Here is a 23,043-nt window from a genome sequence, read left to right as displayed (position 1 = left end):
TCGCGCCAGCTGACGTATCAACCTGTCACGCGGCATGCAGCGACTGCTTCTGCCGATGGCCGGGCGTCATCATGCCTGGCCGAATCGCCTGCCAGGCGCACGCGTGCATGCCGGCTTGACTCGCCGCGTGGCATGCTGCGGCTCTCTTTCAACGGAATCGCCTGCATGCCCGTCCTGATTCGCGCCCTGGTGTTGCTGATCCTGACCGTCTCGCTGTCCGGTTGCGGCTACAACGCGATCCAGCAGAAGGAAGAAGGCGTCAAGGCAGGTTGGTCGGAGGTGCTGAATCAATATCAGCGTCGCGCCGACCTGATTCCCAATCTGGTGCGCACCGTGCAGGGCTATGCCCAGCAGGAGCGCCAGGTGCTGACCGAGGTGACCAATGCGCGCTCGCGGGTCGGGCAGATCCAGGTCAATGCCGACGACGAAGCCTCGCTCAAGCAGTTCCAGCAGGCGCAGGGCGAACTCGGCAGCGCACTGTCGCGCCTGTTGGTGGTCAGCGAAAACTATCCGCAGCTGAAATCCGACCAGTCGTTCCGCGATCTGCAGGTGCAGCTGGAAGGCACCGAAAACCGCATCACCGTGGCGCGCGGTCGCTACATCCAGACGGTGCAGGAGTACAACACCTACATCCGTTCGTTTCCGCAGGTGATCACCGCCAAGATCTTCGGCTACCAACCCAAGCCCAATTTCAGCGTGGAAAACGAGGCGCAGATTTCGCGCGCACCGCAGGTGGATTTCGGTAATCAGCAGGCGCCGCAGCAGCAGCCCGCGCCTGCGCAGTAAGCAATCGCAAACTGCGCGCCATCAACTGCTGCGTGTCGTGCATGGCATGGCGTGGGACTGTTAGCTGGGCCATGTCGACCTATCCATCGTTCGCTGGAGCAATCGACTTCAGACGCGGCACATCAAGCCTCTGCCCTCGGGGCGATAAGGCACGGCTTGCGCGCCGCTGGCGCACGTGCCCTGGAGCGCCCGCGCTGCTAGCGAGGGCCGGGTGGCGGAGCGGGGGAGGGGAGGATATGGGGTGAAGTCCTCGTGCTATTCCAACTGGACGAAGCTTCGCTCGCACCCTCATCCGCCCCTTCGGGGCAGCTTCTCCCGCAGGGAGAAGGATCAGTCAAGCCAGTGCCGATGACGTGTCAGTGCTAATCAGCCAGGAGTTGCGAATGCGGAAGAACTACATGCGGGTGTTCTGGATGTTGGCGCTGTTGCTGTTGCCGGCCTCGCTGCTGGCGCAGGATCTGGCAGCCATTCCGCCACTGCGCTCGCCCGTGGTCGATACCACCGGCACATTGGACGCAACGCAGACCCGGCAACTCGAGCAGCAGGCGCTGGCCTTGCAGCAGCGCAAGGGCGCGCAGTTGCAGGTCCTGATCGTGCCGACAACGCAGCCGGAGCCGATCGAGCAGTACACCCAGCGCGTGTTCGACCAGTGGAAGATCGGCCGCAAGGGCGTGGACGACGGTTTGTTGCTGCTGGTAGCCAAGGACGACCGCCGGGTGCGGATCCAGCCCGGCTACGGCCTGGAAGGCGCGATCCCCGACATCACGGCCAACCGCATCATCCAGGAGTATCTGGCGCCGCGCTTCCGTGAGGGCGACTACGCCGGTGGCATCAGTGCGGCGACTGCGACGCTGGCCGGCCTGATCGAGGGCGAGGCCTTGCCCGCGCCGGTCAGCGGGCACGCCGATGGCGGCGCGGGCAATGGCTCGGGTGGCGGCGGCTGGATCATGGCCTTGTTCATCGGTTTTGTGGTCGCGATGGTGGCGCGCGGCATTCTTGGTGCCCTGCCACGGCCGCTGCGCGCGCTGCTGACCGGCGTCGCCGCCGGTGGCGCCGCCTTGCTGTTTACCTCGCTGCTGTTCGCCAGCGCCGGCGCTGCGGTGATCGGGCTGCTGGCCGGCCTGGCGTCCGGTTCGCCGGGGCGCTTTGTCGGCGGCGGTGGCTGGGGCGGTGGCGGATTCGGTGGCTTTGGAGGCGGTGGCCGCGGCGGTTTCGGCGGCGGCGGCTGGGGTGGTGGTGGCGGATCATCGGGAGGCAGTGGCGCCTCGGGGAGCTGGTAATGCGGTGGCTCAGGCATGTCTTCGCGCCCTCGGCGCAGCGCAGTTTCCCGGCCGGCTGCATGGACGCGATCGCGGCGGCGGTTGCCGCCAGCGAGCGCACCCATACCGGCCAGGTCATGGTGGCGGTGGAAGCCGACCTGCCGCTGGACGCGCTATGGCGCGGGCACACCGCGCGCCAGCGTGCCGAGCAGGCCTTCGCGCAATTGCGCACCTGGGACACCGAAGCCAATAACGGGGTGCTGCTGTATTTGCTGCTGGCCGACCACGCCATCGAAGTGGTCGCCGACCGTGGGCTGCGCAGCCGGGTGCCGGAAGCGCAGTGGGCCGAGGTGTGCCGGCGCATGCAGCAGTTCCTGCGCGAGGGCGAGCACGAGGCGGCGGTGCTGGCCGGGATCGAGGCGGTAACCGAGCTGTTGACCGAGCATTTTCCTGCCGCTGCCGGCTCCCAGCATGAAGATGAGCTGCCCGATCGTCCCCAGCTCTTAGGCTGAACGCGTGCGAGGTGTCAGAATAGACGCCTCGCTTTTTCGTGATCCGCGGTCCGCATGATCTATCTGCACGCCATCGACCCCATCGCCTTCTCGCTTGGACCGGTGCAGGTGCACTGGTACGGGTTGATGTACCTGGCCGCATTCTTCTCTGCCTGGGCGCTGGGGCGCTCGCGCATCCTGCGCGGCCGCCTGCCGGGCGTGGACATGGACGGATTTTCCGACCTGTTGTTCTACGGCATGCTCGGCGTGGTGCTGGGCGGGCGCATCGGCTACATGCTGTTCTATGCGTTCGACAGCCTGCTGGCCAACCCGTTGATCCTGTTCAAGGTGTGGCAGGGCGGCATGAGCTTCCACGGCGGCCTGCTGGGCGTGCTGATCGCCTGCGGGCTGTGGGCGCGCAAGCACCGGCTGCACTTCTTCGACGTGATGGATTTCGTGGCGCCGCTGGTGCCGCTGGGCCTGGGCTTCGGGAGGCTCGGCAATTTCGTCGGCGGCGAGTTGTGGGGCAAGTTCACCGATGCCGGCTGGGGCGTGATCTTCCCGCTTGCACCGGAACTGGCCGGCAAGTTGCCGGCAGAACTCCAGGCGCAGTACGCCGCCGGTGCGTTGAACCAGTTCGCGCGCCATCCTTCGCAGCTATACGAGGCGGCGCTGGAAGGCGTGGTGATGTTCGTGGTGCTGTGGACCTTCTCGATGAAGCCGCGCGCACGCTATGCGGTGTCGGGGATGTTCGCGCTGCTGTACGGCGTGTTCCGTTTCATCGTGGAATTCGTGCGCGTGCCGGATGCACCGATCGGCTACCTGGCCTTCAACTGGCTGACGATGGGGCAGATCCTGAGCCTGCCGTTGATCATCGGCGGCCTGGTGTTGCTGGCGATGTCGCGCCGCGCGCCGGTGCTGCAGCCGATGCTGGCGCATACCGCGGGCGCGGAGGCGGCCAAGTGAAGCCCTATCTGGACCTGCTGCAGCATGTGCTGGAACACGGCGCCGAGAAGTCCGATCGCACCGGTACCGGCACGCGCAGCGTGTTCGGCTGGCAGATGCGCTTCGACCTCAATGATGGCTTTCCGCTGGTCACCACCAAGAAGCTGCACCTGCGCTCGATCATCCATGAGCTGCTGTGGTTCCTGCAGGGCGACACCAACATCGGCTATCTCAAGGACCACCAGGTCCGCATCTGGGACGAATGGGCCGACGACAACGGCGATCTCGGCCCGGTGTACGGCAAGCAGTGGCGGCGCTGGACCGGCCCGGACGGCGTCGAGATCGACCAGATGCAATGGCTGGTGGACGAGATCAAGCGCAACCCGGATTCGCGCCGGCTGGTGATCAGCGCCTGGAATGTCGGCGAGCTGCCGCAGATGGCCTTGATGCCGTGCCACAGCCTGTTCCAGTTCTATGTGGTGAACGGCAAGCTCAGCTGCCAGCTGTATCAGCGCAGCGGCGACATCTTTCTCGGCGTGCCGTTCAATATCGCCAGCTATGCACTGCTGACGCATATGGTGGCGCAGGCCACCGGCCTGGGCGTGGGCGATTTCGTGCACACGCTGGGCGATGCGCACCTGTATTCGAATCACTTCGCGCAGGCGCGCGAGCAACTGACCCGCACACCGCGCGCGCTGCCGCGCCTGCGCCTGAATCCCGCCGTCAACGACCTGTTCGCGTTCCGCTTCGAGGACATCGCCATCGAGGGCTACGACCCGCATCCGGCGATCAAGGCGCCGGTGGCGGTGTGAGCGTCGCTTCACTGGCTGAGTGATGCCACACATTGATTTGATGTTCGAAGGGATATCGTCCGCTGCATGAAACTTATCCTGATCGTCGCCTTCGACCGCAGCAACGCCATCGGCCGCGACAACGAATTGCCGTGGAAGTTGCCGGACGATCTCAAGCGCTTCAAGGCGCTGACCGTGGGCAAGCCGATCCTGATGGGGCGCAAGACCGCGCAGTCGCTGGGGCGTGCCTTGCCGGGGCGATTGAACCTGGTGTTGACGCGTTCGGGGCAGGTGCCGTTCGCAGACATGCAGGCGGTGGCGTCGCTCGATGAGGCGATTGCGCAGGCCGAGGCGGCCGGTGCACAGGAGCTGTGCGTGATCGGTGGCGGCGAGGTCTATCGCCTGACCATGGAGCGTGCGGACCTGCTGGCTGTCACCGAAGTGGACACCACCGTGGAACGGGCCGACACCTACTTTCCACCGATCGACCCGGCCGTGTGGGAACCGGTGCAACGCGCGTCGCATGCGGCCGATGCGCGGCATGCCTTCGCATTCGATTACGTGGACTATCAGCGGCGCTGAGCTCACTTAGCCGCGCACGCACGATGGTGCTGCCGGGGGCATGCCAGTCCGGCGGTTTCGAGACAGCGATGCAAATCGATGCGCTTGCGTGCCGAAAGGCCCAATGTGCAAGCGTGCCAGTCACGTGGCGGATGCAGGATCAGGCTGATTCGCAAGCGCCGAGGCATTACCCCGGCATGCTGCGGCAGTGCGCCGCCACGCCCGTTACTTAGTCCGCAGTGGCAGCGGGCGGGGCGGCACTGGAAGCGGCGGAGCCGGTGCCTGCGTTCGCATTGTCTCCGCCACCGCCGCGCTGGCGTTGCCGGCGGCGCGGTGGCCGGCTGCGCTGTGCGGTCTTCTGCGGCTGCGTGATCGGGATTCCCGGCACCTGCACCACGCGCAGTTCGTCGGTATCCAGCTGCAAGGCGGTGAGCTTGCCGCCCCATACCGCACCGGTATCGATGGCATGCACGCCCTGGGTGATGGTCAGCCCGAGTGCGGACCAATGCCCACAGACGATCTTGAGATCGCGCTCGACCCGGCCCGGTACTTCGAACCAGGGATACAGGCCCTGCGCCTGGGTACCCGGCGTGCCCTTGTCGTCGGTGGCGATGCGCCCGCGCGGGGTGCAATAGCGCATTCGCGTGAACAGGTTGATGATTGCGCGGCTGCGGTCGTACCCGCTCAGGCCCGGCGACCAGCCCGGCTGATCGCCGTACATGTTGCGCAGCAGTTTGCGATAGCCGCCGCCCTGCAGTTGCTGCTCGACCTCGCGCGCATGTTTCTCGGCCATCTGCGTGGTCCATTTCGGCGCCAGCCCGGCATGGATCATCATCCAGCCCAGTTCGCGGTCCACGTGCGCCAGCTTCTGCATCCGCAGCCAGTCGAGCAGCAGGTCGCGGTCCTCGGCCAGCACGATGCGCAGCAGATCCGGGTTGACCTTGCGCTGTTCCTCTTCCGAACGCGCGCCGATCGCCAGCAGCGACAGGTCATGGTTGCCCAGCACCACCACGCTATGCGCGCGCAGCGAATGCACCAGGCGCAGCGTTTCCAGCGATTGACCGCCGCGGTTGACCAGGTCGCCACAGAACCACAGGGTGTCCTGCGCGGGGTCGAAGTTGATTTTTTCCAGCAGGCGCTGGGTGATGTCGTAACACCCCTGCAGGTCGCCAATTGCCCAGACGCTCATCGCGTGCGCTCCATCAGTCCAGCATCCATCAGTGCAGCGTCCTGGGTACGCTCAGCACGAAGGCGGCGATCGGGGCGGTGAATTCGGTGCCATCGTCGGCCACCATGTCGTAATGACCTTGCATCTGTCCCTGCTCGGTCTCCAGCAGCACGCCGGAGGTGTAACTGAACGCCTCGCCGGGACGCAGCCAGGGCTGTTCGCCGACCACGCCTTCGCCATCCACCCGTTCGGTGCGTCCGTTGGCGTCGGTGATCTGCCAATGGCGCGCGATCAGGCGCGCAGGCACGGCCCCCGCGTTCTGGATGCGGATGCTGTAGGCGAAGGCATAGCGGCCTTCGTCGGGGGTCGATTGATGGGCGAGGAAGCGGGGCGACACCTCGACCTCGACCCGGTAGCGCGGATCATCGTGCATGCGGAAAGTCTAAATAAAACCGTGTGGGAGCGGCGCTCAAGCCGGCTCGACATTGGCCAGGCGGATGAAATCCGCGACCTCGAGTTGTTCGGCGCGAGCATCCGGACGCACCTGCGCGGCCTCGAAGTGGGCGGGCTCGCAGACGTTGGACAAGGCATTGCGCAGGGTCTTGCGACGCTGGCCGAAGCCGGCGCGCACCACGTCGGCAAAGCGCCGCCGATCCCTGATCTGCACCGTGGCCGGATCGCGCGGCACCAGCCGTACCACCGCCGAGTCCACCTTCGGCGGCGGCCGGAATGCGCCCGGCGGCACCACGAACAGCGCGGTGACCTCGCAATACGCCTGCAGCATCACGCTCAAGCGCCCGTACACCTTGCTGCCGGGGCCGGCGGCCATGCGGTCGACTACTTCCTTTTGCAGCATGAAGTGCATGTCGGCTACCGCACCGGCATGGTCCAGCGCGTGGAACAGAATTGGCGAGGAGATGTTGTAGGGCAGGTTGCCGACCAGCCGGATCGGCGTGCCATCGGCCAGTGCAGTGAAATCCACACTGAGCACATCGCGATGGATGATGCTCAGCGCGCCGATCGGTGCGGCGGCGTCGGTCAGTGGTGCGATCAGGTCGCGGTCGAATTCGATCACGGTCAGTGCGCCGTGCTTGCGCAGCAGCGGAAAGGTGATCGCGCCCTGACCAGGACCGATTTCGACCAGGTGCTGGCCGGCGCGCGGGTCCACTGCCTGCACGATGCGGTCGATGTAATACCGGTCGGCAAGAAAGTGCTGGCCAAGCGACTTCTTGGCCGGTGCGCTGAAAGAATGATTCATGTGCGCAGTTTAACGTGGCAGCGCCTGCACGCGGTGCCGGTTCTGCGCATCGCCGGCACGCCAGACGGGCTGCGTGCACGCTGCGCCCCGTCGATTGTTGGCAATCAGGCCTCGCTCAGCCGCGTGCGGCCAGGCGCGCGCATAGCTCGGTCGCCGCCATCAGGCTGGACGGGTCGGCGATACCGCGCCCGGCCAGCTCCAGCGCGGTGCCGTGATCGACCGCCACGCGCGGATAGGGCAGGCCGAGCGTGATGTTGACCGCCTGCTCGAAGCCGCTGTACTTGAGCACCGGCAGGCCCTGGTCGTGATACATCGCCACCACCGCATCGAAGCCGCTGAGCTTCTGCGGCAGGAATGCGGTATCGGCCGGCAGCGGGCCGATCAGCTGCATGCCGTCGCCGCGCAGCTGCTCCAGTATCGGGATGATGACGTCCAGTTCCTCCCGGCCCAGGTGCCCATCTTCGCCGGCATGCGGATTGAGGCCCAGCACCGCGATGCGCGGGCGCTCCAGACCGAAGTCGCGTCGCATCGCGGCGTCGGTGATGCGCAGGCAGCGCGCCACGGCCTCGGCAGTGATCGCATCGGCCACTGCGCGCAGCGGCAGATGGGTAGTCACCAGGGCGACGCGCACGATGGCGTTGGCCAGCATCATCACCACCGGGCAGCCCGCCTGCTCGGCCAGCAGCTCGGTGGTGCCGGTGTAGGGAATGCCGCCGGCATTGATCGCCGCCTTGTGCACCGGACCGGTCACGATGCCCTGCAGCTTGCCGGACAGGCAGTCGCCGGCAGCGCCACGCAGGCCGGCAATGACCGCCGCCGCATTGGCGGGGTCCGCGGTGCCGAAACGGGTCGGCACCGCCTGACGGATCGGATGCAGCGGCAGGTCGCCGGACGCGCGGGCGCGCTGGTCCGGATCGAGCAGCCGCACAGACAAAGACAGCGCCTTTGCGGCGCTGTGCAGGGTGTCCGGATCGGCGTAGGCGATCAGGTGGGCATCCGAGCGCGGCCGCTGGGCGAGCCGGACGCACAGTTCCGGCCCGATCCCGGCCGGCTCGCCTGGCACCAGCGCGAGCGACGGGAGCATCGAATCAGCGTGTCGGCTGTGCCGGCGGCGGCGTCGGCGCGGCAGGGTCGGCTGGCTTGGCCGGAGCGGCACTGGCATCGCCATCGGCGCGGTCGCCGGTGCGGAAGCTCACGTAGGCTTCGCCACGCAGTTCCTGCAGATAGCGGTTGTACTCTTCTTCCAGCTTGCGGCGGCCGATCGTTTCACGGATCTGCGCACGCTGGCTTTCGGCGCTGACGTCGGTCTGACGGCTGCCCACGCGCTGCACGATGTGCCAACCCGCCTGGGTGCGGAACGGCTCGGACACCGCGCCGTCGGCCAGGCCTTCGACCTGCTTGCCGAAGTCCGGGCCGAATGCGTCGGCGGGGAACCAGCCCAGATCGCCCCCCTGGCCACGGCTGTTGGTGTCTTCGGACGACTCCTTCGCGGTGGCCTGGAAATCGGCGCCACCGACGATGCGCGCACGCAGCGTGTCGATCTTGGCCTTGGCCTGCGCCTCGGTCTGGCTGTCGTTGATGCGCACCAGGATGTGGCGTGCGTTGTATTCGGTGACCAGCTTCTTTTCGCCGCCGGCATTGGCGTCGCGCATTTCCACCAGCTTGAGCAACTGGAAACCGCTCGGGCCGCGCAACGGACCGGCGACCTGACCGGGCTGCATGTCGCGGATCAGCTGGGCGAATGCGTTGGGGATCTCGTCCAGGCTGCGCCAGCCCAGGTCGCCGCCTTCCAGCGCGTTCGGGCTGTCGGAATACCGCACTGCCGCTGCCGAGAAGTCCAGCTCGCCCTTGTCGATCAATGCCTTCACGCCATCGACCTTTTTCTGGCCGGTGGCGATCTGATCGGCCGTCGCGCCTTCCGGCAGGCCGACCAGAATGTGCGCCAGGTGATATTGGCTGCCGGTGGTGGCCTGCTGCGCCAGCGCAGTGTCCACTTCACCTTCGCTCACGCTGATGCGGCTCTGCGCAAAGCTCTGACGCAGGCGCTGCACGATGATTTCGTCACGCACCGAAGCGCGGAAATCGCCATAGCCCATGCCGTCGGCCGCCAGCTTCTGGCGCAGGCCATCGACGGTGGTGCCGTTCTGCTGGGCGATGCTGGCGATTGCCCGGTTGAGTTCCTCGTCGCTGACGCGGATACCGCTGCCATCGGCACGACCGACCTGCAATTTGACCAGGACCAGACGCTCCAGCACCTGGCGCTGCAGGACATCGTCCGGCGGCAGCTGGTTTTCCCGGCCGGCGTACTGCGACTTGACGTTGCGTACGGCGCGATCGAGCTCACTCTGCAGCACCACGTCTTCATCGACGATGGCGGCAATGCGATCCAGCGGCTGGGATTGCTGTGCCGAGGCCAACGGCGAGAGCGTGCTGGTGAGTACCAGCAGCGAGGCAAGAACAACAGAGAAAGGCTTGGTCATGGAATCAAGTTCGGATCGTAATCGTCCGGATTAGTCGTGGTATTGCTGGGCGGGACCAGGTACAGGTCGTCGCGGTAATAGCCGAGAATAGCACGGCGCAAAGTGCGGTCCGTGTTCTGCCCGAACGAGCTCAAGCCCTTCAGCACGAACTCCACCTGGATGGAGTTGTCCATTTCGCCATCACGGTTGCGCACGAACCGGCGCACCAGCGCGCGCACCGCCAGGCAGCAGCTGTCCCACTGCACGCCACCGATCATCTCCAGTGGTTTGCGATCCAGGAGCGAGTAGTAGTAACGGCCGACCGCACTCCAGCTGGGGTTGATCGGGTACAGGAAGGAGAAATCTGCCTGCTCAAGCTGGTCGCTATTGTTGGTCGGGTTACGGCGGTAGCGATACGCAAGATTGATGATGCCGTCGTTGTTGAGCAAATAACGCGTACGCAGGCTGGCCAGATCTTCCTTGCGCGAATTCGGGTTCCACTGATAGGTGGCGCCCATCGACCAGCGGTCGTTGATCATGTAGTTGGCATCTGCCACCCAGGCGGACTTGCCCTGTTCGATGGGTTGTTCGCTGCCGGCGGCCGAATTGGTGCTGTTGTTGATCGTGACCAGCGAATCGTTGAAATACAGGATCTGGCCTGCACTCAGCGACAGCTTCTCGCGACCGTCATCCTGGCGCAGCCAGCGCGAGGTCACCGCCAGGGTCAGCTGGTTGGCATCGTTCTGACGGTCGGCGCCGGTGTAGCGCGAGTCACGGAACAACTGGCCATAGCTGAAGGTGAACGGGCGGGTATCGAAGACCGGCAGATCGTCCTGGTCGCGGTACGGCACGTACAGGTAGTACATCCGCGGTTCCAGCGTATTGAGATAGTTGGTACCGAACAGCGAAGTCTCGCGGTCGAAATACAGGCCGGCGTCCAGCGAGGCGATCGGCAGGCTGCGCGAGGGGGAGCGATCACCGGTCAGCGGCGCGGTGTTGGCCAACGTCGAATCCAGCTGATAGGTGGTGTAGCGCCACGCCACGGTCGGAGTAAAGAACCAGGCTGCGCCGGACAACGGCATCGAGATGTAGGGCTTGATGTCAAGGCGCGAACCGCTGCCATATTCTTTGTTGCGGATATTGGTGCGGACGTAATCGTCATCATCGTCATTGCCGCTGGTGCTCCCGTTCAATGGGGGCCTGACGAAGTAAGAATCATCGTGAGTGAACCGCACTGCCTCGGCATACACGCCGGCCTCGAAGATGCCGAACGGCTTGTCCCAGGTGAAATACGCGCGCGGCTGGCGGTTGTAGGGCAGCGACTGCTCATCCAGCGTGTAGTCGGTGAGCTGCCAGCGGTCGGCCATCAGGCCGGCGGTCCAGGTTTCGCCGGTACCGTAGATGCCCACGGTACTCTGCACGCTAGAGGCCGAGCCCATGCCGTTCAGGCGGCTGGTGAAGTCTTCCACGTAACGCGTATCGCTGACCCAGGAGATACTGCTGCGCGCCTGCCAGTGATCATTGATGTTGTGGTAGCCGCTGTAGAAGACGCTGCCGCGGTCCTTGTCGCGCAACTTGTCGTTGGGCAGGTAGTTGCCGGTGATTTCGCCGCGACCGCCTTCGTACAGGTAGCGGAACTCGGTGCCGAACATGAAACCGCGCTTGCTCATGTAGCGCGGCAACAGGGTTGCGTCGTAGTTCGGCGCCAGGTTCAGGTAGATCGGTTGCAGGTAGTCGAAGCCATTGCGGCCGGACAGGCCGAACTGTGGGAACAGCAGGCCGGTCTGGCGACGGTCGTCGATCGGGAACTTGAACCAGGGGAAATACAGCACCGGCACCTTGCCGATCTGCAGCACGGCGTTGCGGGCGGTGCCGAAGCCTTCTTCGTTGTCGACGTCGATCTCCGGCGCGCGCACGCGCCAGATCGGCTGCGAGGGATCGCAGGTGGTATAGGTCGAGCGGTGCATCTGCCCGACCTGGCCCTGCAGGTCCACCGACTCGGCCGCACCATTGCCGCGCCGGTCCACCAGTTGGTACTGGATATTGGTGACCTTGTGGGCGTCGGTGTCCTGATTGCCTTCGGCGCGGTCGGCGACCATGCGGAAGGAGGTGTCCTGGTAGCGGACATGGCCTTCGGCGATGTAGTTGCCGGTCTCGGTGTCCATGCGCAGGTTGTCGGCGCCCAGGAACTGGTCGCCGCGCTTGAGCGCCACATTGCCCTGGTACTGCGGGGTGGTGCTGGTGCCTGACAGCTGGTCGCCTTCGATGTCGGTCGGCAACTGCTGGCGCATTTCGGCGGCCTTGGCATCTGCGGCGGGCGCGCCGTCGAAGCCTGGCAGCGGATCCACGGCCGGGCACAGTCCCCAGTTCAACGGCTTGTCGGCAGCCATGGCCGGGAGGCAGATGGCGATGCTCAAAGGCAGGGGCAGCAGGCGGAGAACTCGGCGCACGCGTGATTCAACCAATAAAATGGCGACTAGCTTGCCGTATACCCCGCATAGGGGCAATGAAGAGCTCCCTGGTCGGGAGGGCGAGGTTCATCGCGATGGGGGGCGCGAGCAAGGCGCCGGTAGGGTTCAACGCAGCGCGGCCACGTGCGCCACGCTGCTTTCGCGCAAGGCCTGCAGGTCGTAGCCGCCTTCCAGCATGGACACCACCCGGCCACGGGCATGCCGCTCGGCCAGGGTGCGCAGCGCGCCGGTCAGCCAGGCGAAGTCGTCGGCATCGAGCATCAGATCGGCCAGCGGATCGCGCAGATGCGCATCGAAGCCGGCCGAGATCAGGATCAGCTGCGGGCGGAAGGCATCCACCAGCGGCAGCATCTCGTCTTCCCACACGTTGCGGAAGCGCAGCCCGTCGCTGCCTGGTTGCAGCAGCAGGTTGTGGATGTTGCCGATGCCGCGCTCGTAAACGCTGCCCGAGTGCGGATAGAGCCCGGACTGGTGGGTGCTGAGATACTGCACGCTCGGGTCGCGTTCGAAGATCGCCTGCGTGCCGTTGCCGTGGTGGACGTCGAAATCCACGATGCTGATGCGTTCCAGCCCATGCCGGTCGCGCGCGTGCGCGGCGGCCACGGCAATGTTGTTGAACAGGCAAAAGCCCATCGACACCTGCGCGGTGGCATGGTGCCCGGGTGGGCGCACGGCGCAGAAGGCGGTGCGGGTGGCGTCCTGCATCACCGCGTCCACCGCGGCGATGCCGGCCCCGGCCGCGCGCAACGCCGCCGCGCGCGAGCCGGGCGACATCACGGTGTCCACGTCGAGCCGGTGGTGGCCTTCGAAGGCGGTTTCCAGCACCGCGTCGACTTGTTCGCGCTCATGCACCCGGCACAGGTCGCCGAGCTTGGCCAGCGGCGCCTCGCGCCAGTCCAAGTCCGGGAACGCGTCGCGCAGTGCCTCCACCACCGCTTCCAGGCGGGCGGGGCTTTCGGGATGCTCGGGGCCGGCGTCGTGCCCGAGGCAGGCGGGATGGGTAAAGACCAACATGGGGCAAATCTAGCCTGTCCGCCGTGCCATGTGCAGGTCAGCCGCGCCGGCGGTCGTGCCGCCACAGCACTTCCTGCTGGCCATCGGCGCGCGCCAGCACGCGCGCCAGCACGAACAGCAGGTCGGACAGCCGGTTCAGGTAACCGATCGCCTCGCTGCGCACGGTCTCCTGGCGCGACAGCGCAACGGTCTCGCGCTCGGCCCGGCGCACGATGGTGCGGGCCAGGTGGCAGCGCGCAGCGGCCTCGCCCCCGGCCGGCAGGATGAACTCCTTCAGCGGGGGCAGCGTGTTGTTGAAAAGGTCCAGCTGGCGCTCCAGCGCATCGATATCGGCGCTATCGATGGCGGCATGGCCGGGGATGCACAGCTCGCCGCCCAGATCGAACAACTGGTGCTGGACGGTGGTCAGCAGCCCGGCGATCGGTTCCGGCACGCCGGGGGCAGCCAGCAGCACGCCGATGGCGGAATTGGCCTCGTCCACGGTGCCGTAGGCGTTGACCCGCAGCGCATCCTTGCCGGTACGGCTGCCGTCGCCCAGCCCGGTGCTGCCGTCGTCGCCGGTGCGCGTATAGATCCGCGAGAGCCGGTTGCCCATCTCAGCCGGCCTGGGTCTGGCCGGGCGCGCTGGTCAGGCGCTCGGCGGCCACCTGGATCGCCGCGGCAGCGGCGACATATAGCGCGGCGCTGCGCAGATACGGCCCAAGCCAGTCGGTGTAGTTCTTGAACCAGCCGGTCACGGTCGGCTCGGCCACGCTGGCACTGATCCAGTAGAAGCTGCCCTGGGCGATCAACTGGCACAGCGCCACCGAGAGCAACAGCGCCGGCACCAGCCGGGCCAGCGCGCTCCACTGCGCGCCGTGGTACTGCCGACGCAGCCACATGCCCCCGGCCCACAGCGCGAAATACGCCGGGATCAGGCACCAGTACGCCGGCGACACGCAGTAGTGCCGCCAGAAGCTCAGGCCCTGGCTGGTGATCACCAGCCAATCCACCGCCACTGCCAGCAGCATCAGCAGCGGGAACGCCAGCCTGGTGCGCGCGGCCAGATGGAAGCCGCCGATGAAAAACACCGCCCAGGACGCGTCGGGGATCGGCGCGAAGTGATTGATCCGCGTGGCCGCCATCAGGACGGCAAGCAGACTCAAAACCAAGGTGTCGTGCGAGCGAGGAGTCATGCGCGGGGGTGGCCGGATCACAGGCTGGCGAGTGTAGCGTGGAACCCGGCACGCCCGCGCCATTGGCGGCTTTGCGGTGGCCCGCCCGGCCGCCCCCGTTGCTGGACACGACGAACGCAAATCGGTGGGTGCCCGGATGCGCCCTGCACCGGCCAGGGCCGGCAGCGCTCCCTGCGCGAGCAGCCGGCCGCGTCAGACCAGCTAGGGCGCGGCAAGCTGTCCCACCCGCTCGCGGCAACGGGTCATGGGCGAAGGCTTATCATGTGGCAATGACACATCCACATGACGTTCTGATCGTCGGCGGCGGCCTGGTCGGCTCCAGCCTGGCGATTGCGCTGGACCGCATCGGCCTGGATGTCGGGCTGGTGGAAGCCACCCCGGCCGGCACGCCGCCAGCGGTGTTCGACCAGCGCAACCTGAGTTTTGCTGCCGCCACCGTCAATGCGCTGAGCGTGCTGGGGGTGATGGCCAAGCTGCGCAGCGCACCCGGGCCGATCCGGCGCATCCACGTCAGCCGGGCGGGCGACTTCGGCCGGGTGCAGCTGGATGCGGCCGATTACGGCCGCGACAGCTTCGGCCAGGTGGTGGTGGCGCGCGATTTCGGCGAGGCATTGGCGGCACGCCTGGACGAGCTGACCCGGTTGCGCCGCTATCGCCCGGCACGCTGCATCGGGGTCGAGCCGGTGCAGGACGGTGTGCGCGCGCTGCGGATTGCCACCGCCGATGGCGAGCAGCGCGTGCAGGCCCGGCTGGTGGTGGGCGCCGACGGCACCCATAGCGCAGTGCGCGAGCTGCTGCATATCGGCAGCGATGCGCACGACTTCCTGCAGACCTTGTTCGTGGCCCGGGTGCGTGCCTCCCGCCCACCGGATGGCACCGCCTGGGAGCGCTTCGGCGAGCACGGGCCGACTGCGCTGTTGCCGCGCGGCGACCGCCATTACGGCGCGATCCACTGCGTGGCGCGCGCCGAGGCCGAGGCGGTGGCCGCGCTCGACGAGACCGGCTGGCTGGCCAGGTTGCAGCGGGCGGCTGGATGGCGCGCCGGGCGCTTTGTCGCCAGCGGGGAGCGCAGCGCGTACCCGCTGGTGCAGGTGCTGGCCAACGAGTTGGTCGCCGAGCGCGTGGTGCTGCTCGGCAACGCCGCGCAGACGCTGCATCCGATCGGCGCGCAAGGCTTCAACCTCGGCTTGCGCGATGCACTGACGCTGGCCGAATTGATCGAGCACGATCGCAGCGATGCCGGGGCCGGCGCATTGCTGGCCGGTTACCTGGCACGCCGACGCGTGGACCGCGAGCAGACCATCGGGTTTTCCAGCGGGCTGGCGCGGCTTACCGGGAATCCGGCGCCGTTGCTGCGGCCGTTGCGCAGCCTCGGCCTGCTCGCCACCTCGCAGGCGGCGCCGCTGCAGTCGATGCTGGTCGGCGGGGCGATGGGTTTCCGGGGCGATGTGCCGCAGTTGTGCAGGGGCGTCGCATGAGCCGTCGTGGTAATCGTGATGCCTTGATCGTTGGCGGTGGCGTGGTCGGTGCCGCCTGCGCGCTGGCGCTGGCCGATGCCGGCCTGAGCGTGGCCCTGGTCGAAGGCCGCGAGCCCGCGCGTTGGCGGGCCGACCAGCCCGATCTGCGCGTCTATGCCTTTGCCGCCGACAATGCTGCATTGCTCGACAGCCTGGGCGTCTGGGCGTTGGTGCGCGCTGCCCGCGTGCAGCCGTACCGGCGCATGCGGGTCTGGGATGCGGCCGGTGGTGGCGAGCTGAGCTTCGATGCCGACACCCTGGGCCGCGAACAACTCGGCTGGATCATCGAACACGCGGTGCTGGTCGATCGCCTGTGGGCCGCCGTGCATGCGGCCGGCATCGAGGTGCATTGCCCGGCGCGCGTGGTCGAGCTGGAGCAGGATGCACACAGCGTGCGCCTGCGCCTGGACGATGGCAGCCGCCTGGAAGCGGCGCTGGCCATCGCTGCCGATGGCGCCGCATCGACCTTGCGCGAGCTCGCCGGTCTGCCGGTGTCGCGGCATGCCTACGCGCAGCGCGGCGTGGTCGCCTTCGTGGAGACCGAACAGCCGCATCAGGCCACTGCCTGGCAGCGTTTCCTGACCACCGGCCCGCTGGCATTCCTGCCGTTCGCCGATGGCCGCAGTTCGATCGTATGGACCTTGCCGGATGCCGAGGCCGCGCGCGTGCTGGCGCTGGACGATGCCGACTTCTCGCGCGAGCTGACCCAGGCCTTCGCGGCGCGGCTGGGGCAGGTGCGTGTGGTCTCCGCGCGCACGGCGTTTCCGCTGCAACGGCAACTCGTGGAGCAATACGTCAGCGGCCGCGTGCTGACATTGGGCGACGCCGCGCATGTGGTGCATCCGCTGGCCGGGCAGGGCGTCAATCTGGGCCTGCGCGATGTCGCTGCGTTGCGCGATGAGGTGCGCAATGCGCTGGCAAGGCGTGCGGACTGGGCCGCCCCGCATCGGCTGCAGCGCTGGGCGCGCACCCGGCGTAGCGAGAACACCGTGGCCGCCTATGGCTTCGATGCGATCAACACGGTGTTCTCCAACGACGACATGCACCTGACCCTGTTGCGCGGGTCGGTGCTCGGGCTGGCCGGCACGTTGCCGCCGCTGGTCGATGTGCTGTGGAAGCGCGCCTCCGGCAGCGCGTGATCGCGTGACAGCGCGACGCGCACGTTGGCGGCCATGTCTTGGTATGTTGATTCGCTTATAGCGCGGGCAGCATGTTCCATACGACGGGCGCAGCCGGCGTGGCTACAGTCGAGCCATGTCATCTTCCGCCACCCATTCGTCCCGACCTGGCCTGCTGCTGCTCTGCGGCCTGCTCTGCGACGCCAGCATCTGGCAGCCGCAACGCGCGGCGCTGAGCGATCTGGCCGAGGTGCAGGTGCTGGACTTCGCCGGCTTCGACAGCATCGTGCAGATGGCAGCACACGTATTGGCCGTCGCTCCGCCGCAGTTCGCAGTGGCCGGCCATTCGATGGGCGGGCGGGTGGCGCTGGAGATCATGCGCCAGGCGCCGCAACGCGTGCAGCGCCTGGCCTTGCTGGACACCGGTATTGCGCCACGCCGCGACGGCGAGCGTGAGCAGCGCGCGGCGCTGGTGCGGCTTGCGCAGACGCAAGGCATGCAGGCGCTGGCACGGCAATGGCTGCCGCCGATGCTGCATCCGGACCGGCACGCCGATGCCGGGCTGATGAACCCACTGATGGCGATGGTGCAGCGGCATAGCGTGCAGACCTACGCCGGCCAGATCGAAGCCTTGCTGGAGCGCCCCGATGCCGCGCCGGTGCTGGCACAGATCCGCTGCCCGACCTTGCTGGGCGTGGGTCGCCAGGACGTCTGGAGCCCCCTGGCCCAGCACCAGCAGATGGCGCGGCAGATCCCGCACGCACGGCTGGTGGTCTTCGAAAACAGCGGGCATATGGCGCCCCTGGAAGCGCCCGCGGCCGTCAGTGCTGCAATGCGCGACTGGCTGCAGGACGCGTGATGGCGGCCCGGTCCGGCTGGCGGCGCGTGCGCTGCCGTCGCTGACCAGGCGTGTCGGTTTTTTCAGCAACACCCCGAGGAGGCTGCATGCCCGACGATGCATCGATCATCATTGCCTGCGAGCAGGCGATTCGCCAATTCGCACTGCTCAACGATCGTCACGATCACGACGGGCTCGCCGCATTGTTCACTGCCGACGGCGTGTTCGCCCGCCCCAGTGCGCCGGAGCTGCCGGTGCACGGGCGCGAGGCGATTCTGCAATCGTTCCGCGCGCGCCCGCCGCGGACGACCTGTCACCTGATGCTCAACACCCTGGTCAGCATCCAGTCGCCGACCCTGGCGCATGCGCACAGCAAGGTCCTGCTCTACACCGCTGCAGACACCTCGACGGCGCCGCCCTGGACGGCTCAATCGCCTGCGTTGCTCGGCAGTTTCGACGACGTGCTGGTACTGGAGCAGGGGCGCTGGTTGTTCAAGCAGCGGCTTGGCGCCTTGCTGATGCGCATCGGCGCTGACTGATCGCTGCCTCTAACCCATTCAACGACGCACAGACGGCGCGTTCGCCGCCGCCGCGTACCGCAGCACCGCTTTCCTCCCCCACGTCGCGCCGCAGTCATCCATCCATCGCATTGGAGAATCGCCTAGTGGAACGCGTGAGCTCATCTGCCCGTTGTGCCGTTGCACCGCCACGGTTGCCGTCGTACCGGCGCCGTGTCCTGACCTTGCTGACACTGCTGGGCGCCGGCGTGCCCGTTGCGGCATCCGCACAAGCGGTGCCGGAAACCGCTGCACCGCCGCAGGGCATCAACCTGGGCGGGACGAGTTTTCTCGATGGCTTCGGCTCCTCGACGCCGGGCTGGACGGTGATCGAGTATCTACGCCACTACGACTTCGACGCGATCAAGGACGCGCGCGGCGACGATTCGGCCGCCTTCCGCGATCCCAAGGTCGGTGTCAGCGTCCTGCTGACCCAGCTGATCTACGTCACGCCCTATCGGTGGAAGCGCGCGTCGCTGAGCCTCAATGCGATCGTGCCGCTGGTCAATTACGACATGTCCTTCGCCGCAGACAGCCCCGTGCAGTTGCGCGGCAACGGGTTCGGGATGGGCGACATTTCCTTCGGCCCGGCGCTGCAGATCGACCCGGTGATGCGCAACGGACGAGTCCTGTTCTTCCAGCGCTTCGCAATCGATGCGTTCGCTCCGGTGGGCAAGTTCGATCGCGATGTCGCGATCAACCAGAGCACCGGATTCTGGTCGGTGGCGCCGCATTGGGCGTTCACCGTGCAGCCCAGCGACAACTGGGAGATCAGCATGCGGCTGAACTATCTCTACAATTTCCGCACCGATCGCGCCGGCGGCGTACCGCCGATCCCGGGATTCCGTTTTCGCAATGGTCAGGCCGGCGATGTGCTGTGGGCCAACCTGGCCAGCTCGTTCAAGGTCAGCGAGCAACTGCGCCTGGGCATCAACGGGTATTACCTGCAGCAGCTGAAGGACAACCGCACCAACGGGCAGCGTGTGCCCGACAGCAAACGCATGCAGTTCTATCTCGGGCCGGGGCTATCCTGGCGGCTGGATGCCAACAACCTGCTGAATTTCAATGTCTATCTACCGGTAGAGGTGAAGAACTCGGTGGCCGGCACCAGCGTCAACCTGATGTTCGTGCATTCCCTTTGACGTGGAAGCACGCACATATCCGCAGCATGCACGCCGGCGGGTCTGCGTGCATGCTGCGGCGCAGACGGATGCAGGCAACGCTGCATGCAGCGCAAGCCCGGGTAGTCCTACGTTCGAGTTCTGAGCTGTGCAGGCTGCTTCGCCAGACCAGGCCTCGCCAGTGCACGCTGTCCGCGCCAGACCCGTGCGCGCGTCAGATGCCCATGCTGTGGCGCTGGGTATTGGCATGCTCGCGGAACAAAAGCTCGGCACGCGCGCCATCGCGTTGTTCGATGGCCGAGACGATGGCGCCGTGCTGCCGATGTCCGTAGTACAGATCGTCGTAGGCCAGGGTGGGCGAGCGTTGGCCGAACACCACATTGACCGGGCTGACGAAGGGCACCACGGTGCACCGGTCCACGGTCTCGGTCAGGATCGGCTTGTTGGCGGCCACCACGATGGCACGGTGGAAGCGGGCATTCATCGCGCCATAGGCCTGCTCGTCGTCGGCATCCAGGCTGCGCGAGGCCAGGATCCGGTCCCCTTCGCCCAGACAGGCATGCAGCGTGGCCAGCAACGCAGCCGAGGCGCCCTGTTCGGCGACGGCGCGTGCGGCCATGCCTTCCATCAGGGCACGCACCGCCAGGGCGTCCAGGCTTTCCTGCTGGCTGAAACGTCGCACCGCATAGCCGCGGTTGCCGGCCTGCACCAGCAGGCCTTCCTGGCACAGCGCCGGCAGGGCCTGACGGATGGGGGTGCGCGAGATGGCCAGTCGTTCGGCCAGCGCGGCTTCGGTGATGCGCTCACCGGGGGCAAAGGTGCCGCACAGGATCAGTTCGCGTAGCTGCTGGACCGCTTGCAATCGGTGGTTGTTCGCCATTGGCTCCATTCTCTCGCGCCGTACCGCAGCGCACGTTCCTTCGACGGGGAAAACTCGCAAAACCGGTATAAAAACCTTGCAGATGAGAGCGCTTGGTGGCACTTTGGATCCCAAGGATACCGTTTTGGCGGTCCGGAGTGGCTGGTCGGCGTTGTTGGGATCCCATGGCGGGACGGATTTCGACTCAATCAATGGTGCGCACCCGGCCAGGGAAAGTGGCCGGCGTGCATCGCAGGAGTGCAGCATGGCAAGCATCATCGGCGGCATCGGAACCTCGCACGTTCCCACCATCGGGGTGGCCTACGACAAGGGCAAACAGCAGGATCCGTTGTGGAAGCCGTTGTTCGACGGCTACACGCCGGTGGCTGCCTGGTTGGCCGAGCAGCAGGCAGACGTGCTGGTGTTCTTCTACAACGACCATTGCACGACGTTCTTCTTCGACCTGTATCCGACCTTCGCCCTGGGCATCGGCGAGCGCTTCCCGGTGGCCGACGAAGGCGCAGGGCTGCGCAACCTGCCGCCGATCCGCGGCGATGTGCAATTGCAGGCGCATATCGCCGAATGTCTGGTCAACGACGAGTTCGATCTGACGGTCTTTCAGGACAAGCCGATCGACCATGGCTGCGCGGCGCCGCTGCCGTTGCTGTGGCCGCACGTGCCGGACTGGCCGGGCACGGTGGTGCCGATCGCGATCAACGTGCTGCAGTACCCGCTGCCGACCGCGCGCCGCTGCTACCGCCTGGGCCAGGCGGTGCGGCGGGCGATCGAATCCTATCCGGAGGATCTCAAGGTGGTGGTGGTGGGCACCGGCGGGCTGTCGCACCAGATCCACGGCGAGCGCACCGGTTTCAACAACACCGACTGGGACATGGAATTTCTGGACCGCTTCCAGCATGCGCCGGAAACGCTTACCGATCTCACCCACACCGATTACGTGCGCCTGGGCGGCGCCGAAAGCGTGGAGCAGATCATGTGGCTGGCGATGCGTGGCGCGCTGGGCGGGCCGATCCGCAAGCTGCATCAGAACTACTACCTGATGACCACCACCGCGATGACGGTGGTGCTGTACGAGCCGGGCGTCGAAGCCGCTGACGCGCCGTCTTCGACGCAATTGCTCGCGCACGCCACGTCTACCGCGAATGCTGCATGAGGGCCGGCCGATGAATCCGCAAGTACAGGGCATGGAGCAGATCGGCGGCACTTACCTGTTCGATCTGCGCACCAGCAACCGCGCGTTGCGCATCAACCGATTCTTCTGGCATATGATCCGCGCCCCATGGCGCGATCGCTTTCTCGAAGATTCCGAAACCCTGATGCAGGAAGCCGGCCTCACCGAGCATGAAAAGGCGCTGATCCGTGCACGCGACTGGCTCGGGCTGGTGCAGTACGGCGCCAACTTCTTCGTCATCGAAAAATTTGCCCGCGTGGTGCGCATGACCAATCTGCAGGTCTACGCCATCATGCGTGGCGAATCCTTCGAAGATTTCATGCAGACCCGGCGTGTACCCGATGCACGCTGAGCTGCAGGCGGCGGCCTGGTGCCGTCCCGCCGCATTCCCCGACTTCCCAACGTAAGGTCTACCCCCATGACCATGTCCTCCGTGTTCTTCGAACACCGCATCAAGGTCCGGCATCTACGTGTCATCGAGGCGCTGGACCGGCAGAAAAGCCTGCTCCGCGCCTCACGCGTGTTGAACGTCACCCAGCCCGCATTGACGCGTGCCCTGCAGGAGATCGAAGAGATCGTCGGCGCGCCGCTGTTCGAGCGCCATTCGCGCGGCGTGCGCCCCAATGCGATGGGCGAGGTGCTGGTACAGACCGCGCATGTCGTGCTCGGCCAGTTGCGCCGCGCGCAGGACACCTTCGAAGGGCTGCTGCAGGACGACGCGCTTACCATCACCGTGGGCGCGTTGCCGGTCGCCGCCAGCGGCCTGTTGCCGGCCGTGCTGGCCGCCTTGTATCGCGCCGAACCCACGCTGCGGGTACGCCTGCTGCACGGACGCACCGACGAACTGCTGCCCAAGCTGGCCGGTAACGAGATCGACCTGGTGGTGGGCCGGCTGTATCCGTTGGCCCGCTACGACGCGTTGATCCGCAAGGTGCTGTACCAGGACCCGATCGCGCTGGTGGCGCGCAGCGATCACCCCCTGTTTGCCAACGGCCAGGTGCGCATCGCCGAAGCCGCTGCGTATCGCCAGGTGCTGCCGACGCTGAGCCAGCATGTCGAGCGCGACGTGGCGCAGGTGATGCGCGAGCATGGGCTGGCCACGCGCGATCAGCTGCGTTCCAGTTCGGCCAGCTTCACCCGCGAGATCCTGCTCGGCACCGACAGCATCGCGGTGATGCCGAGCATGATGGTGGCCGGGGATATCGCACGCGGCGAGCTGCGCGCCTTCCAGCTGCAGCAGCCGTCGCAGGCGCGCGCAGGCGGGGTGATCTATCGCGATGGCAGTGCCATCCACAAGCCCGGCGTGCGCCTGTTGATGCGCGAACTGGAACACCAGTTGGCGGTCATGGCCGAGCAGGGGGCGGTGTGGGTGGACGACCAGATCAGCGAGGACAACCTGTTGCTGGGCGAGTCCGCGTGATCGATTGAGCGCGGCATGCGCGGCGTAAGCCGCTGCCATGTCGCGA

General features: G+C 66.6%; 24 protein-coding genes. 14 read left to right on the top strand and 10 right to left on the bottom strand.

Translation table 11 applies throughout. The features are described 5' to 3' along the window. Positions 1-165: 165 nt before the first annotated feature. The 6 genes from GGR73_RS11905 to GGR73_RS11880 all read left to right on the top strand — a co-directional run bounded on the left by GGR73_RS11905 (position 166) and on the right by GGR73_RS11880 (position 4,854). A complete protein-coding gene (locus GGR73_RS11905) occupies positions 166-786 on the top strand; it encodes a LemA family protein (protein WP_024938291.1) in 621 nt (206 codons plus the stop codon). A gap of 383 nt (positions 787-1,169) precedes the next feature. Continuing rightward, on the top strand, positions 1,170-2,066 hold the full coding sequence (locus GGR73_RS11900) for a TPM domain-containing protein (RefSeq protein ID WP_184457055.1): 897 nt from the start codon (positions 1,170-1,172) through the stop codon (positions 2,064-2,066). Beyond that, on the top strand, positions 2,066-2,557 hold the full coding sequence (locus GGR73_RS11895) for a TPM domain-containing protein (protein WP_024938289.1): 492 nt from the start codon (positions 2,066-2,068) through the stop codon (positions 2,555-2,557). The genes GGR73_RS11900 and GGR73_RS11895 overlap by 1 nt, the downstream gene beginning before the upstream one ends. A gap of 54 nt (positions 2,558-2,611) precedes the next feature. Further along, on the top strand, positions 2,612-3,502 hold the full coding sequence (gene lgt / locus GGR73_RS11890; RefSeq protein WP_184457053.1) for a prolipoprotein diacylglyceryl transferase: 891 nt from the start codon (positions 2,612-2,614) through the stop codon (positions 3,500-3,502). After that, complete coding sequence (locus tag GGR73_RS11885; protein ID WP_104555959.1) at positions 3,499-4,293, top strand: thymidylate synthase; 795 nt, start codon at positions 3,499-3,501, stop codon at positions 4,291-4,293. The genes lgt and GGR73_RS11885 overlap by 4 nt, the downstream gene beginning before the upstream one ends. A gap of 66 nt (positions 4,294-4,359) precedes the next feature. Continuing rightward, a complete protein-coding gene (locus GGR73_RS11880) occupies positions 4,360-4,854 on the top strand; it encodes a dihydrofolate reductase (protein ID WP_102252696.1) in 495 nt (164 codons plus the stop codon). Between the two features lie 208 nt (positions 4,855-5,062). Here the strand turns inward: GGR73_RS11880 and GGR73_RS11875 are convergent, their stop codons facing one another. From GGR73_RS11875 to GGR73_RS11835, 9 genes are all read right to left on the bottom strand, one after another. After that, complete coding sequence (locus tag GGR73_RS11875) at positions 5,063-6,022, bottom strand: symmetrical bis(5'-nucleosyl)-tetraphosphatase (protein ID WP_184432040.1); 960 nt, start codon at positions 6,020-6,022, stop codon at positions 5,063-5,065. Positions 6,023-6,050: 28 nt separating this feature from the next. Further along, positions 6,051-6,434, bottom strand: coding sequence for a Co2+/Mg2+ efflux protein ApaG (gene apaG / locus GGR73_RS11870; protein ID WP_039523655.1), 384 nt, complete (start codon positions 6,432-6,434; stop codon positions 6,051-6,053). A gap of 36 nt (positions 6,435-6,470) precedes the next feature. Then, positions 6,471-7,259, bottom strand: a complete 789-nt coding sequence (gene rsmA / locus GGR73_RS11865) for a 16S rRNA (adenine(1518)-N(6)/adenine(1519)-N(6))-dimethyltransferase RsmA (protein WP_024938283.1) — start codon at positions 7,257-7,259, stop codon at positions 6,471-6,473. Positions 7,260-7,374: 115 nt separating this feature from the next. Next, the gene (pdxA, locus tag GGR73_RS11860; protein ID WP_184457050.1) at positions 7,375-8,343 is read right to left on the bottom strand and encodes a 4-hydroxythreonine-4-phosphate dehydrogenase PdxA; all 969 of its coding nucleotides are present in this window, start codon (positions 8,341-8,343) and stop codon (positions 7,375-7,377) included. 4 nt (positions 8,344-8,347) lie between these two features. Beyond that, a complete protein-coding gene (locus GGR73_RS11855; RefSeq protein WP_104577228.1) occupies positions 8,348-9,739 on the bottom strand; it encodes a peptidylprolyl isomerase in 1,392 nt (463 codons plus the stop codon). Beyond that, entirely contained in the window at positions 9,736-12,168 is a 2,433-nt protein-coding gene (gene lptD / locus GGR73_RS11850; RefSeq protein ID WP_184457048.1) for an LPS-assembly protein LptD, read from the bottom strand. The genes GGR73_RS11855 and lptD overlap by 4 nt, the downstream gene beginning before the upstream one ends. 126 nt (positions 12,169-12,294) lie before the next feature. Beyond that, entirely contained in the window at positions 12,295-13,203 is a 909-nt protein-coding gene (locus GGR73_RS11845) for a histone deacetylase family protein (RefSeq protein ID WP_046345757.1), read from the bottom strand. 37 nt (positions 13,204-13,240) lie between these two features. Then, on the bottom strand, positions 13,241-13,798 hold the full coding sequence (locus GGR73_RS11840; RefSeq protein WP_184381335.1) for a cob(I)yrinic acid a,c-diamide adenosyltransferase: 558 nt from the start codon (positions 13,796-13,798) through the stop codon (positions 13,241-13,243). A gap of 1 nt (position 13,799) precedes the next feature. Then, complete coding sequence (locus tag GGR73_RS11835; protein ID WP_046345758.1) at positions 13,800-14,378, bottom strand: hypothetical protein; 579 nt, start codon at positions 14,376-14,378, stop codon at positions 13,800-13,802. Positions 14,379-14,647: 269 nt separating this feature from the next. Here GGR73_RS11835 and ubiH point away from each other — a divergent pair, with 269 nt between their 5' ends. From ubiH to GGR73_RS11810, 5 genes are all read left to right on the top strand, one after another. Next, on the top strand, positions 14,648-15,856 hold the full coding sequence (gene ubiH, locus GGR73_RS11830) for a 2-octaprenyl-6-methoxyphenyl hydroxylase (protein WP_184457046.1): 1,209 nt from the start codon (positions 14,648-14,650) through the stop codon (positions 15,854-15,856). Continuing rightward, complete coding sequence (locus GGR73_RS11825) at positions 15,853-17,034, top strand: UbiH/UbiF family hydroxylase (RefSeq protein ID WP_102252703.1); 1,182 nt, start codon at positions 15,853-15,855, stop codon at positions 17,032-17,034. Before ubiH ends, GGR73_RS11825 begins: the two co-directional genes overlap by 4 nt. Before the next feature lie 115 nt (positions 17,035-17,149). After that, complete coding sequence (locus tag GGR73_RS11820; RefSeq protein WP_184457044.1) at positions 17,150-17,872, top strand: alpha/beta fold hydrolase; 723 nt, start codon at positions 17,150-17,152, stop codon at positions 17,870-17,872. An 86-nt stretch (positions 17,873-17,958) separates the two neighbouring features. Next, positions 17,959-18,390 carry a nuclear transport factor 2 family protein gene (locus GGR73_RS11815; RefSeq protein WP_024938273.1) on the top strand — a complete coding sequence of 144 codons (432 nt, stop codon included), beginning with the start codon at positions 17,959-17,961 and terminating at the stop codon, positions 18,388-18,390. A gap of 125 nt (positions 18,391-18,515) precedes the next feature. Next, positions 18,516-19,550 carry a transporter gene (locus GGR73_RS11810; protein ID WP_184457042.1) on the top strand — a complete coding sequence of 345 codons (1,035 nt, stop codon included), beginning with the start codon at positions 18,516-18,518 and terminating at the stop codon, positions 19,548-19,550. Between the two features lie 193 nt (positions 19,551-19,743). On the opposite strand, the gene GGR73_RS11805 is transcribed toward GGR73_RS11810, so the two are convergent. Next, positions 19,744-20,418, bottom strand: coding sequence for a GntR family transcriptional regulator (locus GGR73_RS11805; RefSeq protein WP_024938271.1), 675 nt, complete (start codon positions 20,416-20,418; stop codon positions 19,744-19,746). A 235-nt stretch (positions 20,419-20,653) separates the two neighbouring features. On the opposite strand from GGR73_RS11805, the gene GGR73_RS11800 reads away from it, so the two are divergent. The 3 genes from GGR73_RS11800 to GGR73_RS11790 all read left to right on the top strand — a co-directional run bounded on the left by GGR73_RS11800 (position 20,654) and on the right by GGR73_RS11790 (position 22,997). After that, positions 20,654-21,559: a gallate dioxygenase gene (locus tag GGR73_RS11800; RefSeq protein ID WP_104577234.1), complete on the top strand. Its 906-nt coding sequence runs from the start codon at positions 20,654-20,656 to the stop codon at positions 21,557-21,559. A 10-nt stretch (positions 21,560-21,569) separates the two neighbouring features. Further along, entirely contained in the window at positions 21,570-21,929 is a 360-nt protein-coding gene (locus tag GGR73_RS11795) for a protocatechuate 3,4-dioxygenase subunit alpha (protein ID WP_016900752.1), read from the top strand. 66 nt (positions 21,930-21,995) lie between these two features. Further along, positions 21,996-22,997, top strand: a complete 1,002-nt coding sequence (locus GGR73_RS11790) for a LysR substrate-binding domain-containing protein (RefSeq protein ID WP_016900751.1) — start codon at positions 21,996-21,998, stop codon at positions 22,995-22,997. Positions 22,998-23,043: the final 46 nt, after the last annotated feature.

Source organism: Xanthomonas sp. F14 (genome assembly GCF_014199865.1).
The sequence above is the reverse complement of the archived record's forward strand: the minus strand, read 5'-3'. Positions and strand labels throughout refer to the sequence as shown.

Excerpts from the sequence above, each read along its gene's own strand:
- GGR73_RS11905 (WP_024938291.1), top strand. The coding sequence starts at position 166 with ATGCCCGTCCTGATTCGCGCCCTGGTGTTGCTGATCCTGACCGTCTCG.
- GGR73_RS11900 (WP_184457055.1), top strand. The coding sequence starts at position 1,170 with ATGCGGAAGAACTACATGCGGGTGTTCTGGATGTTGGCGCTGTTGCTG.
- GGR73_RS11895 (WP_024938289.1), top strand. The coding sequence starts at position 2,066 with ATGCGGTGGCTCAGGCATGTCTTCGCGCCCTCGGCGCAGCGCAGTTTC.
- lgt (WP_184457053.1), top strand. The coding sequence starts at position 2,612 with ATGATCTATCTGCACGCCATCGACCCCATCGCCTTCTCGCTTGGACCG.
- GGR73_RS11880 (WP_102252696.1), top strand. The coding sequence starts at position 4,360 with ATGAAACTTATCCTGATCGTCGCCTTCGACCGCAGCAACGCCATCGGC.
- GGR73_RS11875 (WP_184432040.1), bottom strand. The coding sequence starts at position 6,022 with ATGAGCGTCTGGGCAATTGGCGACCTGCAGGGGTGTTACGACATCACC.
- apaG (WP_039523655.1), bottom strand. The coding sequence starts at position 6,434 with ATGCACGATGATCCGCGCTACCGGGTCGAGGTCGAGGTGTCGCCCCGC.
- rsmA (WP_024938283.1), bottom strand. The coding sequence starts at position 7,259 with ATGAATCATTCTTTCAGCGCACCGGCCAAGAAGTCGCTTGGCCAGCAC.
- pdxA (WP_184457050.1), bottom strand. The coding sequence starts at position 8,343 with ATGCTCCCGTCGCTCGCGCTGGTGCCAGGCGAGCCGGCCGGGATCGGG.
- GGR73_RS11855 (WP_104577228.1), bottom strand. The coding sequence starts at position 9,739 with ATGACCAAGCCTTTCTCTGTTGTTCTTGCCTCGCTGCTGGTACTCACC.
- GGR73_RS11845 (WP_046345757.1), bottom strand. The coding sequence starts at position 13,203 with ATGTTGGTCTTTACCCATCCCGCCTGCCTCGGGCACGACGCCGGCCCC.
- GGR73_RS11840 (WP_184381335.1), bottom strand. The coding sequence starts at position 13,798 with ATGGGCAACCGGCTCTCGCGGATCTATACGCGCACCGGCGACGACGGC.
- GGR73_RS11835 (WP_046345758.1), bottom strand. The coding sequence starts at position 14,378 with ATGACTCCTCGCTCGCACGACACCTTGGTTTTGAGTCTGCTTGCCGTC.
- ubiH (WP_184457046.1), top strand. The coding sequence starts at position 14,648 with ATGACACATCCACATGACGTTCTGATCGTCGGCGGCGGCCTGGTCGGC.
- GGR73_RS11825 (WP_102252703.1), top strand. The coding sequence starts at position 15,853 with ATGAGCCGTCGTGGTAATCGTGATGCCTTGATCGTTGGCGGTGGCGTG.
- GGR73_RS11820 (WP_184457044.1), top strand. The coding sequence starts at position 17,150 with ATGTCATCTTCCGCCACCCATTCGTCCCGACCTGGCCTGCTGCTGCTC.
- GGR73_RS11815 (WP_024938273.1), top strand. The coding sequence starts at position 17,959 with ATGCCCGACGATGCATCGATCATCATTGCCTGCGAGCAGGCGATTCGC.
- GGR73_RS11805 (WP_024938271.1), bottom strand. The coding sequence starts at position 20,418 with ATGGAGCCAATGGCGAACAACCACCGATTGCAAGCGGTCCAGCAGCTA.
- GGR73_RS11800 (WP_104577234.1), top strand. The coding sequence starts at position 20,654 with ATGGCAAGCATCATCGGCGGCATCGGAACCTCGCACGTTCCCACCATC.
- GGR73_RS11795 (WP_016900752.1), top strand. The coding sequence starts at position 21,570 with ATGAATCCGCAAGTACAGGGCATGGAGCAGATCGGCGGCACTTACCTG.
- GGR73_RS11790 (WP_016900751.1), top strand. The coding sequence starts at position 21,996 with ATGACCATGTCCTCCGTGTTCTTCGAACACCGCATCAAGGTCCGGCAT.